General features: G+C 39.2%; 16 protein-coding genes. 12 read left to right on the forward strand and 4 right to left on the reverse strand.

Annotated features, from left to right (window positions below; genetic code table 11):
- The first annotated feature begins 5 nt into the window (after nt 1-5).
- Genes BLW74_RS09205 through BLW74_RS09230 form a run of 6 tightly spaced genes read left to right on the forward strand, consistent with a single transcriptional unit; the run spans nt 6 to nt 8,451 of the window.
- A complete protein-coding gene (locus BLW74_RS09205; RefSeq protein ID WP_089692595.1) occupies nt 6-1,817 on the forward strand; it encodes an IucA/IucC family protein in 1,812 nt (603 codons plus the stop codon).
- Nucleotides 1,814-3,217 carry an MATE family efflux transporter gene (locus tag BLW74_RS09210; RefSeq protein WP_089692063.1) on the forward strand — a complete coding sequence of 468 codons (1,404 nt, stop codon included), beginning with the start codon at nt 1,814-1,816 and terminating at the stop codon, nt 3,215-3,217. The genes BLW74_RS09205 and BLW74_RS09210 overlap by 4 nt, the downstream gene beginning before the upstream one ends.
- Before the next feature lies 1 nt (nt 3,218).
- On the forward strand, nt 3,219-3,464 hold the full coding sequence (locus BLW74_RS09215; protein WP_089692066.1) for an acyl carrier protein: 246 nt from the start codon (nt 3,219-3,221) through the stop codon (nt 3,462-3,464).
- Nucleotides 3,465-3,468: 4 nt separating this feature from the next.
- Nucleotides 3,469-4,857: an AMP-binding protein gene (locus BLW74_RS09220; RefSeq protein ID WP_089692069.1), complete on the forward strand. Its 1,389-nt coding sequence runs from the start codon at nt 3,469-3,471 to the stop codon at nt 4,855-4,857.
- On the forward strand, nt 4,844-7,261 hold the full coding sequence (locus BLW74_RS09225) for a TonB-dependent receptor (RefSeq protein WP_089692072.1): 2,418 nt from the start codon (nt 4,844-4,846) through the stop codon (nt 7,259-7,261). Before BLW74_RS09220 ends, BLW74_RS09225 begins: the two co-directional genes overlap by 14 nt.
- Before the next feature lie 2 nt (nt 7,262-7,263).
- Nucleotides 7,264-8,451, forward strand: a complete 1,188-nt coding sequence (locus tag BLW74_RS09230) for a PepSY-associated TM helix domain-containing protein (RefSeq protein ID WP_089692075.1) — start codon at nt 7,264-7,266, stop codon at nt 8,449-8,451.
- A gap of 497 nt (nt 8,452-8,948) precedes the next feature.
- Here BLW74_RS09230 and BLW74_RS09235 read toward each other — a convergent pair whose 3' ends face one another.
- Complete coding sequence (locus BLW74_RS09235) at nt 8,949-10,439, reverse strand: aminotransferase-like domain-containing protein (RefSeq protein WP_089692596.1); 1,491 nt, start codon at nt 10,437-10,439, stop codon at nt 8,949-8,951.
- A 66-nt stretch (nt 10,440-10,505) separates the two neighbouring features.
- Here BLW74_RS09235 and BLW74_RS09240 point away from each other — a divergent pair, with 66 nt between their 5' ends.
- The 5 genes from BLW74_RS09240 (at nt 10,506) to bioA (ending at nt 15,821) form a co-directional block, all read left to right on the forward strand.
- Nucleotides 10,506-11,129 carry a hypothetical protein gene (locus BLW74_RS09240; protein ID WP_089692078.1) on the forward strand — a complete coding sequence of 208 codons (624 nt, stop codon included), beginning with the start codon at nt 10,506-10,508 and terminating at the stop codon, nt 11,127-11,129.
- Complete coding sequence (locus BLW74_RS09245) at nt 11,122-12,231, forward strand: aminotransferase class I/II-fold pyridoxal phosphate-dependent enzyme (protein WP_089692081.1); 1,110 nt, start codon at nt 11,122-11,124, stop codon at nt 12,229-12,231. The genes BLW74_RS09240 and BLW74_RS09245 overlap by 8 nt, the downstream gene beginning before the upstream one ends.
- Before the next feature lie 55 nt (nt 12,232-12,286).
- Nucleotides 12,287-12,901, forward strand: coding sequence for a dethiobiotin synthase (gene bioD, locus BLW74_RS09250; RefSeq protein WP_185116347.1), 615 nt, complete (start codon nt 12,287-12,289; stop codon nt 12,899-12,901).
- On the forward strand, nt 12,901-13,881 hold the full coding sequence (bioB, locus tag BLW74_RS09255) for a biotin synthase BioB (protein ID WP_089692088.1): 981 nt from the start codon (nt 12,901-12,903) through the stop codon (nt 13,879-13,881). Before bioD ends, bioB begins: the two co-directional genes overlap by 1 nt.
- A 650-nt stretch (nt 13,882-14,531) precedes the next feature.
- A complete protein-coding gene (gene bioA, locus BLW74_RS09260; protein WP_089692092.1) occupies nt 14,532-15,821 on the forward strand; it encodes an adenosylmethionine--8-amino-7-oxononanoate transaminase in 1,290 nt (429 codons plus the stop codon).
- Nucleotides 15,822-15,921: 100 nt separating this feature from the next.
- On the opposite strand, the gene BLW74_RS09265 is transcribed toward bioA, so the two are convergent.
- Nucleotides 15,922-16,467, reverse strand: a complete 546-nt coding sequence (locus BLW74_RS09265) for a helix-turn-helix domain-containing protein (RefSeq protein WP_139265718.1) — start codon at nt 16,465-16,467, stop codon at nt 15,922-15,924.
- A 77-nt stretch (nt 16,468-16,544) separates the two neighbouring features.
- Entirely contained in the window at nt 16,545-16,859 is a 315-nt protein-coding gene (locus tag BLW74_RS09270) for a winged helix-turn-helix transcriptional regulator (RefSeq protein WP_089692097.1), read from the reverse strand.
- Nucleotides 16,860-16,951: 92 nt separating this feature from the next.
- Between BLW74_RS09270 and BLW74_RS09275 the strand changes: the two genes are divergently transcribed.
- Nucleotides 16,952-17,719 carry an MBL fold metallo-hydrolase gene (locus BLW74_RS09275; protein WP_089692099.1) on the forward strand — a complete coding sequence of 256 codons (768 nt, stop codon included), beginning with the start codon at nt 16,952-16,954 and terminating at the stop codon, nt 17,717-17,719.
- Nucleotides 17,720-17,795: 76 nt separating this feature from the next.
- On the opposite strand, the gene BLW74_RS09280 is transcribed toward BLW74_RS09275, so the two are convergent.
- Nucleotides 17,796-19,001 (reverse strand): CynX/NimT family MFS transporter, encoded by a 1,206-nt coding sequence (locus tag BLW74_RS09280; protein WP_228424844.1) that lies wholly within the window; start codon nt 18,999-19,001, stop codon nt 17,796-17,798.
- Nucleotides 19,002-19,049: the final 48 nt, after the last annotated feature.

Consider the following 19,049-nt stretch of genomic DNA (forward strand, 5'->3'; position numbering starts at 1 on the left):
AAAAAATGAACACCCACTTAAAAAATACAGTAAGCCAGGAAAACTGGAACCAGGCCAACAGAAACCTAATGGCCAAAACCATCGCAGAATTGATGCACGAAGAGCTTCTGAAACCTGTAGTAACCTTTGAAAATAAAAACGGATACACTGTTTTTACCCTTGAAACCGGAGTTGAAAATATTATCTACAGCTTCCGAGGACAGGAAAGAATGATGGATTACTGGCATATTGATAAAGACAGCATTACAAAAACAGAAAACGGTGAAGATTTGTCTTCAGTAGATGTAGCAGCTTTCTTCCTGGAAATGCAGTCTGTATTCGATCTGGATCCTTATACCATTGCAAGATATACGGAAGAATTACTGCATACTTTGTATTGTGATGCTTTAATCTTATCAAGAGGAGTGATGTCTTCAAAAGAGCTTGCGGATGCAGATTATCAGACGGTGGAGCACAATATGACCGGACATCCGTGGGTCATTGTGAACAAAAGCCGGTTAGGTTTTTCTCCAAGAGACCTGAAAACATTTGCCCCTGAAGCCGATGAAAATTTGAAAGTGATCTGGCTGGCTTCGCATAAAAGCAGATCATCATTCCAGTCTTTGGAACACATTAACAGAGATGAGTTTTACCGTTCTGAAATAGGAGAGGATCTATATAATGATTTTCAGCAGCAGCTATTGAGCAAAAGAAAAGTTGTTGAAGATTATCATTTTATCCCTGTACATCCATGGCAGTGGGAGCATAAGCTTCAGATTCATTTTGCGGGAGATATTGCTTCAGGACTTTTAATCCAATTGGGTGAGGGTAGCGATACTTACAGTCCGCAGCAGAGTATCCGTACTTTATTCAATGTAAATCATCCTAAAAAAAGATACCTGAAAACCGCTGTTTCTATTCTGAGCACAGGGAATATCAGAGGATTATCACCTAAGCAGATGAAAATTGCTCCGGCTATTACAGATTGGGTAAAAGGCTTAATTAAAGATGATGCTTATCTGGAGAATAAAGAAACTATTTTCCTGGGAGAAGAAGCTGCCATCACGTATCTGCATCCACAGTATGGAGCGATTGCCGGCGTACCTTATCAGTATAATGAATTCCTTGGCGCATTATGGAGAGAAAGTGCTGAAAATTATCTGAAAGAAGACGAACAAATGGTAACTATGGCCTCTTTACTGTATGTAGATGAAAATGGAGTTCCATTGGTTCAGGCATTTGCTGAAAAAGCAGGTGTGAGTATCAAGGAATGGATTGAAAGCTATCTTGATGCTTACCTTACCCCATTATTACACATTTATTACACGCATTCATTATGTGTAACGCCACACGGAGAAAACATAATGGTGGTTCTGAAGAACGGAGTTCCGAAGAGAATCGTCATCAAAGATTTTGTGGATGATATTGTACTTACCACAGAAGCCAGAGAAAAACTTCCCGCACACCTTGCAGATGGTTTGATTCAGTCTTCCAATAAAGAAAATATTCCATTGTTTATTTTGCTGGGAGTTTTTGATGCTTTCTTCAGATACCTGTCGAATGCGCTACATACCTATTCCAACTTTAATGAAGAAACATTCTGGGAACTGGTTCACCAATGTGTAGAAAATTATAAAGCTGAGAATACCCACCTTCAGGAACGCTACGAAAAGTATGACCTGTACGTGCCGGCATTCAAAAGATTCTATATCAACAGTCTGCGTCTGAAAAATAACGGTTACAGTGAAAACAAAGCATTTGCCATTCCGAGAAAAGACGGAGCACTGCCTAATCCGCTGTATCAGATTGCCAATAAAAATTCAGTTGCAGCAGTATGAGGAAATTCCTGCATATCCTAAAAGAAGGAGCGGTTTTTACGTATGGAGCCATAGCCGGAAAGAAAGTTGAGCTGACTTCCGGAAGTATCAACCGTTCCATCTTTAGTCTTGCTATTCCCATGGTGATGGAACTTGTCATGGAATCTGTTTTTGTGAGTGTCAATCTATTGATTATTGCAAAATTAGGCGACAAAGTTCTTGGTCTTGTGGGAATTACCGATAACTACATCAACTTCGCTTATGCCATTGCCGTAGGTTTGGGAATTGCTGCAGCAACCCTTACCGCCAGAAGAGCGGGTGAAAAAGATCAAGAAGGAATGGGAAGAACCGCCCAATACATCATCTTGCTGGCGCTGTTTTTTGCAGTGCTTATTGGTGGGATTTCCTGCTTTTTCGCATCAGAAATTGTTGATTTTCTGGGAATCAATGTCAGTACGGTAACGGATGGAATTTCTTTCTCAAGACTGGTCTTCCTGAGTATCGGGCTTGTAATTCTCCGTCTGTCTGTCAATGGACTTTTCAGAGGGGCCGGTGATGCCGATATTGCCATGAAATCACTTTGGATCTGCCATATTTCCAATATCATTTTTGCAGTGGTCCTTGTTTTCGGATTAGGATTTATTCCTGCTTTCGGATTGATGGGATTGGCATATGCTACAGTTTTATCGAGGCTTTTAGGTGTTTTATATCAGGCATTTATTTTTATCTCTGGAAAAACCAGCATCAGCATCAGAGTTCCTTTTCAGCTTGACATTCCGTTACTGCAAAAGATTCTGAAGATTGCTTTTGGGGGATTGGTTCAGTACATCATTCCTACATCCAGCTGGCTGATTATGGTGAAGATCATCTCCACTTTCGGAACGACAGCGCTTGCAGGATATATCATTGCCCAGCGTATTGCTTCCGTAGCTACGATGCCTGCCTGGGGAATAGGAAATGCTGCCGGAGTTCTTACAGGTCAGAATCTGGGTGCCGGAGAGCCTGAACGTGCTGAAAAAACAGTCTGGAGAGCCGGAACTATCAATATGACGTATCTGGTACTCGTAGCTCTATTCTGGCAGATTGCTGCGGAATATGTGGTGAAATTTTTTACCACAGAACCGGAGGTCGCCAGATATGCGGTGCAGTACATCCATGTGGTATCTATGGCATATCTGCTTTTAGGATTTACTATGGTGATCAGCCGTGCTCTGAATGCGGCAGGAAATATTCTGCAGGTTACCCTGCTTTACCTCGTGATGTTTTATGTGATTCAGCTTCCGCTGGCTTATCTCTTAGGCGTAAGATTTCAGTGGGAACTGAAAGGAATATTTACTGCTATCGTTTCTTCGGAAATTGTTTTGGCTGTGCTATTCCTCATGATTTTTAAAAATGGAAAATGGAAAACTATAAAAATTTAAAATGAACACTACAGAAGAATTTTATGAAATTATCGCCTCTGCCATTGCTATAAAAAAAGAATTGGTAGATGAGCAGCTAACGTATCAGGAAATCCCGGAATGGGATTCTATGTCTCACCTTTTGATCGTAGAAGCACTTGAACAGTTTTATCAGATCAAATTTGATTTTAATGATATTCTGGAGATGGGAACCGTCGGAAAGATTCGCGAAAAAATGAAAAAATACGAAGTATTCGTAGAAAACTAAGCCTATGAAAATTTTAGAAAATATAATTGCCAATAAGAACTTGGGGTTTACAGATGCTTCCACCGGTACAACAATACCGGTGGGAACACTGCACCGGTCTTTAGGCTTAAACCCGGTAGAAAAAGGGCTGCTCTTTCTGTACAATGACAATCAGCTGTCCAGCATTGAGGTGCTGCTTAATTTTTACGGAACAGCCCACACGATTGCGGTACTGGGACAGAAACTGCATGAAGAATTCAAAGAACGTATTGAGGCAGAGTACCGTCCGAAATACATCTTTGATCCACAGAGAGATGCTATTGAAGGATACAGTCTGAAAGCATTCTCAGATAACATCAGCATCTTTGCAAAGGATGATTATAGGAGTGAAGTTACCATTCATCCTGACATCAAAATCCTTTTGAGTACGTCTGGAACAACTGGTGTTCCGAAACTGGTAAAATTATCTGATGAAAGTCTTTATCAGAACGCATTGAGCATCCTTCAGTATATGCCGGTTCAGAGAACGGATGTGGTTCCTTTAAATGTTCCGATCAACTTTGTCTATGGATTCTCTATTTTCACCACCAACTGTATGCGCGCCGGAAGAATCGTGTGTACAGATAAAGACATTATGCAGAAAGCATTTTGGGATGAAATGGAGGAGTACAGCTATAGTACGTTGGGCGGAGTTCCCTATCTTTATGAAAACCTGAACAGAATAGGATTTTTCAGAAAAGATTCTCCAAGTCTTAGGTATTTTACCCATACCGGAGGAGTGATTAACGCTGAATTGAGAAAAACGATTTTCTCTTACTGCCATGAATTTAAAAAAGAATTCTTTGCACAATACGGACAGACTGAAGCAGGAGGAAGAATGGCTTACCTTACTACGGAAGGATTGCTGGAAGAAGAAACATCAATCGGAAATGTGGTGGAAAGAGGAAGCTTCAAAATTGATCCTGAAACGGATGAATTGCTCTTTTCTCATGCCAGTATTTTCGGAGGCTATGCCAATAAGCTGGAGGATCTTGCTACCTACGAACAGCCTTCCGTACTGCATACCGGAGATACCGCCAGAAAAGGTGAAAACGGAATGTATTACATCACAGGAAGAATAAAACGGATCATGAAGCTTTTCGGCATACGTCTCAATCTTGATGAGGTAGAATTTATCCTTAAAAATGAAATGCAGGGCAATACCTTCGTATGTCTGAATGCCCATGATAAAAAAATCGTGGTATTGTATGACAATCCGGAAATAGATCCTCAGATCATCACCGAAACCATTAAAAATAAACTGCGCATCAACCCGCAATATGTACGCACAGAACGTATAGAATCATTCCCATTATCACAAAACGGTAAAATAAACTATCCCCTGTTACAAAACTTACAGCATGAAAACATCTAAAACCCTTATATTACTTCTTGGTCTTGCTTTATCTTCCAACTCGCTTTCTGCACAGCAGGGCGACAGAATTCATGGCAAAATCATGCTGTCTGAAAAAGCACCGGTAAAAAACGCTGTTTTAAGGCTTGTCAACACGTCTTATCAGGCAAAAACCAATAATTTAGGAGAATATTACTTTGAAAATGTGCCACCTGGAGAATATACGCTTCAGGTGGTTTTAAATGACATTGAACTGATGAGGGAGCCCATCCAAATTCAGAAAGATGTCTATGAAATCCCTGCAATCTACGCTCCTTTACACAATAATGTGATTGAAGGAATTACCGTATACGCAGTGAGCAGAAATAAATTTTTGGATAAAGACAGTACTTCAGTGGCAAAAATGCCTTTGAAAACACTTGAAAATCCACAGGCTTATACCAGCATCAACCAGCAGATCATGAAGGAACAGCTTACTTACGATATTTCGGAAGTACTGAAAAACGTTCCGGGTATGGTAAAAATGCAGGGTAGTCCGGGAAGAGGTTCCGGAGACGGAAGTTTTTACTACAGCCTTAGAGGATTTCCTACCAAGGTATCTATGGTAGACGGTGTTCCTGCGACTACCAATGGAGAAATAGATCCTGCTGATATAGAACGCCTGGAAGTGATTAAAGGCCCCTCAGGAACACTGTACGGAGGCGCTGTAACTTCTTTCGGAGGTTTAATTAATGTTGTGACCAAAAAACCGAAAGATTATTTCGGAGGAGAAGCTTCTTATCTGATGGGAAGCTATAACCTGAACCGTGTGACCGCTGATGTGTACGGCCCAATGACAGAATCCAGAAAAATGTTATTCCGTCTGAATGCCGCTTATCAGTATCAAAACGGATTCAGAGACTCTGAGTTCAGAAAATCATTCTTTGTGGCTCCTACCATCAGCTATGAAGTAAATGACAGATTGAAATTCAGCTTAGGCGCTCAGATCTACAATTATGAGGGAACCAATACACCGATTATTTTCCTTGCGAGAACAAGACCTTACTTCGCCCACAATCCGGATGAATTAGGCTTCGACTGGAAAAAATCGTATTCCAATAATGATATCACTTTAAAGGCACCATCTATCAACGTAAAAGCTGAGGCCAATTATAAAATTTCAGATCAATGGACTTCACAAACCCTGCTTTCAAGAAACTTCAGAAAAACAGAAGGATTATATCAATATCAGTTTATCAGAGGGAATACCAGTGACGCGATGCTGGAACGTAATGTACAGTGGCAGAATTCAGAAGCTTCTTCTACCAGTATCCAGCAGAACTTTAATGGTGAATTTAAAATTGGAAGCATCAAAAATAAAGTGCTGATCGGATTGGATTATTTAAATCAGACCATCAACAACAACCATTCCCCGATTGTGGTGTATGATAATATCAACGGGCAAACTTTAGCAGGTTATGCCAATATCACCAGAGATCTTGTGCTGCAGAAAATCCAGACTTCCACAGCTCCTCTGGTAAGAAATAATTCTGCATCAAACCTTTATGGAGCTTATATTTCAAACGTTACTTATATTACAGACCGTTTGATTACGCTTTTAAGCTTACGTATGGATCATTACGAAAGTAAGGGACAGCTGAACCTGAGCACCAATACCAGAACCGGTGATTTTAATCAGACCGCATGGTCTCCCAAAGTAGGAATCGTGTACCAGATCCTGAAAGATCAGTTATCTGCCTACGGTAACTACATGAATGGTTTCAGCTATACAGCCCCTGTTGCACAGCAGCTTCCGGACATTAGCGGTGAGATGAAACCTCAGATGGCGAATCAGTGGGAAGTGGGAATTAAAGGAAATATGTGGCGAAACAAAATTAATTTCACCATTGGATATTATGATATTCTTGTGGATAATATTCAGAGAGGAAGCGGTGTAATCCGTGACGGAAAAGAATACAACATCGTTGTTCAGGACGGAAAACAGAGAAGTAAAGGAATTGAAATAGAAACCATCATGAATCCTGTTCAGGGATTAAATATTATGGCCGGATATAGCTATAACCACAGCAGATACGAAAAAGCGGATCCGGCGGTAGACGGGCGTCGTCCTGAGTCTGCAGGTCCTGCGAATGTATTCAATTCATGGATCAGTTATATCCTTCCAATCAAAGGACTTCAGGGACTTGGAGTTGGTTTCGGAGTCAACCGTGTCGGAAAACAGATTACCGGAAATAAGACCGTTACCGGACAGTTTGCATTCCCGGCTTATACTTTAGTGAACGCTTCCATTTCTCTTGAAAAGGAAAGATACAGATTAGGGTTTAAAATGAATAACCTGGGCAACGTACAGTACTTTGCAGGGCAGGGAGTGGTGGTCGCTCAGATGCCCCGTAATTTTGTTGCTGAGGTAAGCTTTAAATTTTAACAATGAAGCTGAGGTTTAGAAAAATTGCCTATCAGTTACATCTATGGCTCGGACTAACGTCCGGGCTTATTGTTGTAATCATGGCCGCTACAGGATGTATCCTGGCTTTTGAAGAAGAACTAAAACATATTGTTCACCCCAACAGATATTACGTTGAAAACATCGGAAGAAAAAAACTTTCACTGGCTGAACTTACGGAAAAAGCAGAAAAAGCACTTCCAAAAGATTTGAAAGTCAAAAGGGTAGTCATACCTTCTGATCCCTCACGAACGTATATATTCCGTACCTTAAAAATGGATAACGAAGCATGGACGTATTGGGGAACTTATCTTTATTATTATCGAATTTATGTAGATCCTTACACCGGAAAAGTACAGGAAGCAGAAGATGCCAAAAAGGATTTCTTTGAAATTATACTGGATCTTCACAGAAGACTTCTGCTGGGCGAGAAAATAGGAAAAACGATTACCGGCTATTCCACATTGATATTTGCTGTCATCCTTTTATCGGGACTTGTGATATGGTATCCCCGCAACATGAGTAAAGCCATGCTGAAAGGTATGTTTTTCATTAAAATATCCGCCAATTGGAAAAGGATTAATTATGACGCTCATAATGTGTTGGGATTCTATGCCATTATTCCTTTACTCTTAATCTCTTATTCCGCATTGATATGGAGCTTTGAAGATGTAGACCAATGGGTAAAGAACACACTGAACGGAAACATTCCCACAGAAAAGAAAGCCAAAAGTGCCATCCCTTCTGGGGAATTTTCAAACCGTAAAGATGTTCTCAATCTCATCGGAAATACCATGGAAAAAGGACTGAAAGACAAGAAATCAGCCCTTGTGAATTTTCCTAGATCGGAAGAAGGAACCTATTATGCTGAGCTGACTTATGACGGAAGGCAGTATCGAAATGAACAATTTACATTTGATCAATATTCAGGAAAGATTGTAAAATCCCAATCTTATAAAAACAAAAATATCGGATATGGAACTGCATTAAGAGAAAGAAATTATGATCTTCACACCGGAAGCATCCTGGGACTGAGCACCAGAATTATCTATTTTCTGGCAGCAATGATCGCTCTGTCACTCCCGATTACCGGTTTTATCATCTATTTGAATAAGAAAAAAAAGAAACCAAAACATAAGAAAAACAAAATAGTTTTTCCTACTCATCATTAATAAGGAGAAGAGGTTATTTCAAAAGTATCATTCTCAACACAGACTGAAAGTCTGAAAACGTAGTTCAGAAATGTAGTGAAGAATCTCATAAAAAATATTATTGAGATTCTTCCTTCATCAGAAATCGAAGATTCGACTTAATCAATGACAAAAGTCAAATCATTTGAATATTGAGATAACCCTTTTACTTTTTCATTCAAAAATAAAAATATCCAGCATCAATTTTATCGCAGATCAAATCCTAGCGTCTTAAAATAAAGTATTATAATTTAACTTGCGCCTTTGCGATTTCCAAAAAACTTTGATCAGAAGAGTATCTTAGTTTTGGAACGCAAAGGCGCAAGTTTTTTAATCTCTTTGTATTTTTTTTAAGGCGCAAGAATATTTCTACTTAGCTCAATGTGAAATTTTCAGCAAGAAATAAGATATAATTTTTCACAAACTTTATAAGTATCTATAAAAAATCTGCAAAATCCCTCAATCTGAGAGAAATTTAATTACCCAACCAATTCTTTCACATTCTTCGAAAAAACTTCAATCCCTTTATTCATCTCATCAAAATTAAGATCTCCAAATCCCAGACGCATGGCCGTGATCCCTTTATTCTGATACAAGAGTGTTTTAGGAATGAAAAGATTATCCTTTGCACAATTCCGGCTCAGCTGCATCAGATTCAGAGGAATATTCCATTCCAGCCATATGGCCAGGCCGCCGGAAGGTTTCTGGAACGTTATAAAATCACCCAGATTCTCTTTCAGCAATTCAGAAAAATAATCACGCCTTTCCTGATATACTTTTAAAGACTTTTTCAGATATCGGTTGATTTCCCCCTCTGCAATCATTTCTCCAAGGGCCCTTTCCATCAGAATATCACCCTGACGGTCAATAATTCCGAGATATTTACGCATCTCTGTCATCAGATTCTCAGGCGCAACAATAAATCCTGTCCTGAACCCCGGAGCCAGAGATTTGCCGAAAGAACCAATATAAATTACCATTCCGCTGGTATCTGCACTGGCTAACGGAAGAATCGGACTTTTGTCGTAATGAAATTCATAATCATAATCGTCTTCCAGGATAATAAATCCGTGTTCGTTGGCCAATTCAAGTAATTCAAATCTTCTCTGAGCACTCAAAGCAACAGTAGTAGGATAGTGGTGGTGTGGAGTAAGATAAAGCATCCGGATTTTCTGCTTTTTACAGGCTTCCCGTACGCTTTCCACTACAATTCCTTCCTCATCAATAGGGATAGAAACAATATCAACCCCGGCTTTCATAAAGATCATATTAACGGAAAAATAGCTTAAAGCTCCCACTAATACGATATCCCCGGCAGAAAGAAGAATTTCGGAAACAATATAAATACTCATTTCGGTGCTGCGGGTAATAAGAAGATTATTCTTAGAAATAGGAAGTCCACGCGAAAGATTCAGATATTGAGACAAATGTTCTTTAAAAAATTCGCTTCCATCATGGTTGTAGTGTCCCAATGCTTTTTGGTTGGATTTACGCTTCAGAATAGAACTGTAAAACCGGGAATGCTGTCCTATCTGCGTTAAACGGATATCCGGCACCCCATCATTAAAGACATACTCACAGTCCGAATGTTCAAAAGGATTATCCAGAATATTAGAAGTTTTGAACGAAAAGCCAGTGGAAACCGGGTATTTTTGGAGGTTTTTTTGCTCAAAATCATTCAGTTTTACAGGTTTTTCCTGATCCTTTCCAATGATAAATGTTCCTTTGTTGGGTAAACTTTCCGTCCAGCCCTGCGCAGACAGTTCATCGTACACGGCAACTGCTGTATTTCTGTGGATTTCCAGCATTTCACTGAATGTTCTTGTTCCCGGAAGCTTTGTGCCGAAAGGCAAAAAGCCTCTCTGAATAGCATTGATGAGCTGATTGGCAATCTGCATATAGATAGAAGTCTCTGAATTTCTATCAATTTTTATAAAACTTTCGTAGGGAATTTTAACCGGACTATCCATAATATCAAAACTGGCACCATACAACCATCCGGCAATATACTACTTTTGAGATCAAAATAAAAATCTATGGAATTTCATCATCTGTTAAAAAGAATTGTACAGGATGGAAGCACCCATGCCAGATGGCTGAACACGCTTTCATTTATGGAAAATGCCGGTGCAAGAAAAATATCAAAATGTGAACATCCAACCCTGGTTTCTCAAATCCAGCTGAAACACGCTGCGGAAGAACACCGCCATGCTTATTATTTAAAAAAACAAATCGGAAAAATAGATCCTGAACTCTGCAAAACCTACGAAAGTACAGAACTTCTGGCACCCGTTGCTACCAGCCAGTACCTTCATTCGCTGGATATGAAAGCCTGCAGGTACCTTCAGAAAGCTTTTAATCTTGATAAAACTGATATAAAGTATGCAGCCTATCTTTTTGTAACGTATGCTATTGAAGTTCGTGCAGATGAGCTTTATCCGGTATATCAGCAGGTACTTACAGAAGCTTCTTCTAAAATCATGGTAAAATCTATTATTCTGGAAGAAGAAGGACATCTGGAAGAAATGATCCATCAGCTTAATGAGTTTTCATCAGCCTGGAAACACCATGCAGACCATATTCTGGCAATTGAAAAAGCTTTGCATGAGGAGTGGATCAGTGCAATTACGCAGGAAGTAGCTCAGTTGAACTATGCTTAGTAACAGCTCCCATTTTCAGGAATCTCTTGATAAAAGAAAAGAACAGGGAACCTTGAGACGTTTACGGCTTCCATCCGATGGGATAGACTTCTATTCCAATGATTATTTCGGATTTGCAAAAAGCAGGGAACTCCAACATTTGCTGCTGCAAAAGGTAATGGATAACCCCCAGCTGCTTTCCGGAAGCACAGGTTCAAGGTTGATTAGCGGAAACAGTGATATTGCCGTTTCTGTGGAAAATGAGATTGCTCAAAAACAACAGTTTGAGTCTGCATTACTTTTTCCATCGGGATATAATGCCAACCTGGCTTTATTTTCTACACTTCCCAGCCGTCATGATGTAGTTATTGTTGACGAACAGATTCATCGTTCAGTACATGATGCATGTAAACTTTCGAATGCTAAAAAAATGAAATTCAAGCACAATGACATTGAAGATCTTGAAAACATTTTAAAAAGACAGGAAAGTCATTGTTATATCGCGATAGAAAGTCTTTACTCTATGGAAGGAGATTTTGCACCTGTCAAGGAAATTGCATCCATTGCAGAGGAATATAAGGCATCTTTGATTGTTGATGAAGCCCATGCATTCGGAGTGTTCGGATATGGACTGATTGAAAAATATCAATTGCAGCATCAGGTTTTAGCAGCTGTTGTAACATACGGAAAAGCTCTAGGAACTCATGGCGCAGCAATTCTGTGTAATGAGACGGTAAAGTCTTACCTGATCAACTTTGCAAGTCCGTTCATTTATACGACATCAGCACAGGATTTTCAGTGGATGAGTATCCAAACAGGGTATGAGTTTTTAGATCAAAATCATCACCTGGCCATTCAGCTTCAGAACAATATCAAAACTTTCCGAAGCCAAAACCTACCATCGCCATCCGCCGAAACAAGCCCGGTTCAAGCTATTATAATACCGGATAACCAAAGATTGAAAGAATTACAGGAAAATTTATCCGAAGAAGGATTTTTAACCTATGCTATATACAGCCCAACAGTAAAAGAAGGAAGTGAACGGTTAAGAATATGTCTCCACAGCTTTAATACAGCAGAGGAAATTGTAAAACTGACAGAAATTATTAAAGGAATTTATTGAAAACTAAAGAAATAACATTCAAAACCCGGAACACGAATCCCGAATCACAATAAAAATGAAATTATTTATAACAGGAATAGGAACCGAAATAGGAAAAACAGTCTGTTCAGCCGTTCTGGTTCAGCATTTTAAAACAGAATACTGGAAACCCATACAGTCCGGAGATCTTCACTATACAGATAGTCATAAGATCGAAGCATGGACAGATACCGCATTTTGCCACCCGGAAACTTACCGTTTACAGCTGGCTGCATCACCCCATCAGTCCGCAAGAGCACAAAATATTACCATCAGTCTGAATGATTTTCAACTCCCAAAAACATCCAGCCCGCTGATTGTAGAAGGGGCCGGTGGACTTATGGTACCGATATCGGATACCACTTTCATGATAGATCTTATTGAAGAGCTCAACCTTCCGGCAGCGTTGGTAGTAAGAAACTATTTAGGATGCATTAATCACAGCCTGCTGTCGATCATCGCTTTACGGCAAAGGGAAATACAGCTGAATTATTTAATTCTTAACGGAGAATTTCCCGAAGATACAGAAAGGGTAATCTGCAGTTTTATCGAAAAAGAAACACAAATTATAAGAATCCCAGAAATCAGGACTACTGATAAAGAATCTATACAAAATGCTGCCAAGCAATTAACAATAACAAAAATAGGATAATGGATACAACCACATTAAGAAACAATTGGACTAAAGAAGAGATCGAGGAAATTTACCATCTTCCTCTGATGGAACTGATCTATAAAGCTGCAACCGTACACCGTGAATGGCATGACCCGTCTGAAGTGCAGATTTCCACTTTATTATCCATTAAAACCGGCGGATGTCCGGAAGACTGCTCGTACTGCGGACAGGCAGCCCGTTATCACACCAATATAAAAGTACAGGCTTTACTGCCTACTGAAACCGTCATTGCCCACGCACAAAAAGCAAAAGATTCAGGATCTTCAAGATTCTGTATGGCAGCAGCATGGCGTGAAGTTCGTAATAACCGCGATTTTGACAGAGTAATTGATATGGTAAAAGGTGTAAACGAATTAGGGCTGGAAGTTTGCTGCACACTGGGTATGCTTACTGAAGAACAGGCGGTAAGACTTCAGGAAGCCGGATTATACGCTTACAATCACAACCTTGATACTTCCGAACAGTATTATGAAGAGATCATTTCCACCAGAACTTTTGACAACCGAATCAATACAATTAACAACGTAAGAAAAGCAGGAATCACCGTATGTTCCGGAGGGATTATCGGATTGGGTGAAACCCACAGAGACAGAATTTCAATGCTTCTCACTTTAGCAACAATGCCAAAACATCCGGAGTCCGTTCCCATCAATGCATTGGCCAGAGTAGCAGGAACACCTTTAGCAGATAATGAAAAAGTAGATACCTGGGAAATGGTGAGAATGATTGCTACAGCAAGAATTGTAATGCCGTCTTCCATGGTAAGATTGAGTGCCGGACGTATTGAAATGTCAGAAACAGAACAGGCATGGTGCTTTATGGCTGGAGCCAATTCCATTTTCACAGGAGAAAGGGAAACGCTACTGGTAACGCCCAATCCCGGCGTATCTGAAGATATGCAGATGCTTCAGACTTTAGGACTGAAACCTATGATGAAAAAAGAAACATGCTGTTAGATAATTATGAATTATAAATGATAAATGATGAGTGATGAGTTGGATTATTGTTATTATAGCGCTTGTTATAAAATTGGTTTTTGAATTTTTATAAACTGCTGTACAAGTTGGAAAACGCAAAGACGCAAAACCTTTTGTAGTAAGTACTATTTGAGGGCGCAGGGATTTTATCTCCGATAAAATTTAACATTGCAAATTTTTATCTATTGCAGATTGTGTAAATTAAACACATGATATAAAAAATCTACGGGAAAATTATAAAACATTCCTTGCTGAAAATCTAATATTGAGCGAAGTCGAAATATTCTTGCGCCTTAAAATATTCGCAGTATATGATACAACTTTGTTCCTTTGCGGTCAATCCAACATTTCAACATATTCAACTAAATTATTGTAAAATCCAATTCCATCACTCATTTCAATTTTCATATCAGTATATGATTAGTTTTTAACGCTAAGTTTCGCAACGAAAATTTTTAATTCTGAAAATATTCCGTTCGTAAAAGCATTCTATTCAGCAAGGAAGAATTTTTCTAATTGCTGAGTGAAACGGCTTTTCGAAAGCAAAACAACAGGATGCAAATTGAATAACTTAGCGATCCCAGCGTTGAAATTAAAAATTATCACTCATTAACTTTTTATATCAAATTATGAATACGATGACAAAAGAGATCAGCCTGCAGCAGAGAGATAAAAGGGTAAACTGGCATCCTTACACACAGATGAAAACCGCCGATGACATTATTCCTATTGTAAAAGGAAAAGGAGTGTATCTTTATGACCATGAAGGGAAACAATATCTGGATATCGTTTCATCATGGTGGGTAACGCTGCACGGTCATTCTCATCCTCATATTGCACAACGTGTTTATGAGCAGTTGAATACGCTGGAACAGGTGATTTTTGCAGGGTTTACCCATGAGCCTGCTGTACAGCTTTCAGAAAATTTACTGAAGTTGCTTCCTGCCGGCCAAGAAAAAGTTTTTTATTCGGACAACGGTTCTACCGCAGTAGAAGTCGCCTTGAAAATGTGTATTCAGTTTGCCTATAATAAGGGACAAAAGAAAACAAAGATTTTAGCTTTTAAAAATGCCTATCACGGAGATACCTTCGGAGCCATGTCCGTAAGTGGAAAAAGCTTTTGGACAAGACCTTTCGAAAGCATGCTATTTGAAGTTATTTTTATTGATACCCCCAATCCTGAAAACCTGGAAAGTTTACGCACACAGATTAAAAAACATGCTGAGGAAGTAGCTTGTTTTATCTACGAACCACTGGTTCAGGGGGCGGCCGGAATGCTGATGTATAAAGCAGAAGACTTAAGCCAGCTGATGAAATGCTGCAGGGAAGAAGGAATTCTTATGATTCAGGATGAAGTTTTTACCGGGTTTGGAAGAACAGGCAAGCTTTTCGCAGCAGACTATCTTACGCAAAAACCTGATATCATGTGTTTTTCAAAAGGACTGACTGGAGGAACCATGCCCATGGGAATCACCACCTGCTCCAATGAAATTTATAATGCTTTTCTTTCTGATGACCGTTACAAAACCTTATTTCACGGGCATTCATTTACCGCCAATCCTTTAGCCTGTGCAGCAGCACTTGCCAGTATGGAACTATTACTCACCACCGAAACTCAAATGAATATCAACCGCATCACTCATCAGCATTCAGAGTTTGTAAAAGCACTTGCTTTGCATCCTCATGTAGAAAAGGTTCGACAGATCGGAACTATTTTAGCTTTCGATTTTAAAACCGGGAACGATACTTCGTATTTCAATGAAATAGGGAAGAAGCTTTATAATGAATTCTTACAGAGAGGGATTATCATGAGACCGCTGGGAAATGTCATTTATCTCGTACCGCCGTACTGCATTACCTCAGAAGAATTGAATTTTGTCTATCAGAATATAACGGAAGTTCTGGATCAGTTCAGATAAAATGATCCTCTTCAGATAATTATTTTTAATTTTTTTAAATGTACCTAATAGGTTCTGGGAACCTATTAGGTTTTCATATTGAATGCCGGCACACCTATTTTTAAAGTTCCGTTTCGGCTTTCTTCAGAATAGCAATCAATTCTTTCAGTTCATCTTTAGTAAATTCCAGTATATTCTGATTCAAATAATGAGAAGGAATTTTTATATAATGAACCCATAATGAAACCTTTTCACGATAAACGCTTCCGAATTCAATATTGCTCATGGTAACAAACTTGTATTTAATTTCCTGATGGGTCTTGTCATTTTCTTTCTGTTCTACATACTGAAGAGCCTGAATCAGTTTTCCTAATTCATTTTTATCAATAGTGAGTGTTTTTTTTGAAATTTCATCAAAAGTTTCATACTCATACATCATTCCCAATAAGGTTTCTGATGCATTATCTGAAACATCTTTCGTTATAATTTTTTGGATATTGAGGTTTTTAAACCTTCCCAGATTGATGATTTTTTTCTCAATTAACGTTCCTTTTCTGGAACTGACTGTAAGTCCGCGGGATGTGGTGTTTGATCGCTGAACAGTTGGCGTTGGTGCTGTTTGTGCACTTACCCATGCGCTTAGCACACAGGATATCAAAATAATCATTCTTTTCATTTGTAAGATCCGGTATTAGTTTTATACACTTAAATTTTCGCCAAGATATAAATAAAATTTAAATCGTTTTATCCCAGTTCATTTCCCCACGAATGAAGTTGAAAAAGAATAGGTCCCAGCTTTTGCCCTCTTTCCGTTAACCTGTAATATACTTCCGGCGGAAAATTATAAACTTCAATCCGTTCAATAATACGATCATCTTCCAGCTGCTTCAGCTGCTCTGCCAGCACTTTCTTGGAAACACGCGGCATATTCCGCCAAAGTTCTACAAAACGCACCTGATCTTCTTCAAAAAGATTATGAAGGATCAGAGGTTTCCATTTCCCTGAAAGGATATTCAGGCTTCTTCTTAATCCGCAGTTTTTAAATTCTTCAAAATTCATCAGTCAAATGAATATTTATGGTTAACATTTTGGTAACCTTCGATTGTTTTATTCTTACCAGGTAATATCTTTGTTCAACAAAAATACTCAAAATGAAATTAGAATTATGGCGTAATGCTACATTGGTATTGAATTTAGATGGACTTTCCATCCTTGTAGATCCAATGCTTGGAAAAAAAGGGTCTAGGGGAAAAATGCCTATGACAGAAAGTAAATTACTGAATCCCCTTGTAGAGCTGCCTTTCAGCAGAGAAGAATTACATGAAAAATTAAAAAGGATTGATGCCGTTGCTGTAACCCATCTTCATCCTGACCATTGGGATGAAGATGCTGTAGAACTTTTAGATAAAAATATACCCATCATTTGCTCCGATGTCATTGCGGATCACATAGCAGAACAGGGATTTACGAATATCATAACCGTACATGACCGGCTGCAATGGAATAACATTGAAATATCTACCACCAGAGGCCGCCACGGAACCGGAGAAATCGGAGAGAAAATGGGAATCGTAAATGGATTCGTTTTTAAAAAAGATAACAAAACCGTTTATATTGCAGGAGACACGATCTGGTATGACGAAATTGCTCTTGAAATAGATCAACATCAGCCGCAGCACATCATTGTAGCGGGGGGAGCTGCTACTTTTGACGTAGGAGATCCTATTATTATGACGAGTGAAGACATTATAAAAGTCTGTACATACGCTCCGGAGTCTACTGTTTGGGTAACCCATCTGGAAGCTGTAAGCCACTGCAGGGAAGACAGGAAGTATACCAGAAAACAGATCCTTGAAAATGGACTTGAGAAAAAATGTCTGATCCTGGATGACGGAGAAGAAGTGGAACTTTATTTTTAGTTTTTGAATACAAAGCTCCAAAATAAAAAGGATAGAAGAGAATTCTATCCTTTTTTTGTAAAAATCCGGCAGTTTATTAATCTTCCACATGCTTATTTCTGGCAGCTTTCAATCCGAAATACAGCATAAGCAGTACTGCACAGCTTAATAAATAGAATGAGCTGTTCCAGGACACATCCCAGTCATGCAGCTTTCCAAACAGCGGAGGCCCGAATGCCGCAATCACATAACCTACAGACTGCGCCATTCCTGATATTTTAACCGCATTGATACTGCTTCTCGTTCTTGTAGAGAAAAACAGGATAGACAGACTGAAAGACAAACCATTGGAAATTCCTATCATTACAGCATTCACATAGATCCACTGGGACTTCAGGAAGACAAACATCATTGTACTTCCAAACATTAATGCGCATATAAAAAGAATCATCCACCGCTGATCTTTCATTTTACTGGCAATAATCGGGCAGCAAAACGTTACAGGAATCATCGTAACCTGAATCACAAAGAATACCCATCCGCCGCTTTCCCCCTGCATATGGTAATCAGCAAGAAATGAGGGAAGCCACGCCACCAGGCAATAGTAGAATAGAGACTGTAATCCCATAAAAACACTGATATTCCATGCCTGAGCAGATCTAAACATATTAAAATCCGAAGTACTGAGCGCAGTTGCGGACTGATTAGGGCTTCTTTTATTGCAAATAAATTCTAATGATAAAACCAGAAAACCCAGAGCAGCAATCACAAGCCAGATTCCGAGAGAACCTTTCCATCCAAAACCCGTCAGTTCCCCGATCTTCAGGCTGAATCCTGAAGCTAAAGCCGCGGTAAGATTCATAGATACTGCAAAAATTCCTGTCATAAGAGCAATCTGCTTAGGAAAATTATTCTTCACATATCCCGGTGTGACCACATTTCCAATACATATTCCTAAACCGATCAATACTGACCCTAAGAACAAAAGCCAGAGAGATCCTGTAATCCGGAGAAACAGTCCGAAGCTTAAAATAACCACAGAATACATCAGCAGCTTATTGATTCCCAATTTATTAGAAAAACGGCTTACCAATACCGAACATGAGGCAAACATAAATAAAGGAATAGAAGTCAGCAGACTCACCTGAAAATTATCCAGCTTCAAAGCATCTCTCACTTCTGCCAGTACCGGAGCAACCGCAACAATGGGTGACCGGAGGTTACTGGAGATTAGTATAACCACCAGAACATTAATGATTAATAAAACATACGAAGCATTCTTTTTTACTTCATTCTTCATCATAATAAAAACTTTTGCACAAAATTAGCACAGTAATTTTGTTTAATTTTG

This window comes from Chryseobacterium culicis (assembly GCF_900108365.1).
GTDB lineage: Bacteria > Bacteroidota > Bacteroidia > Flavobacteriales > Weeksellaceae > Chryseobacterium > Chryseobacterium culicis.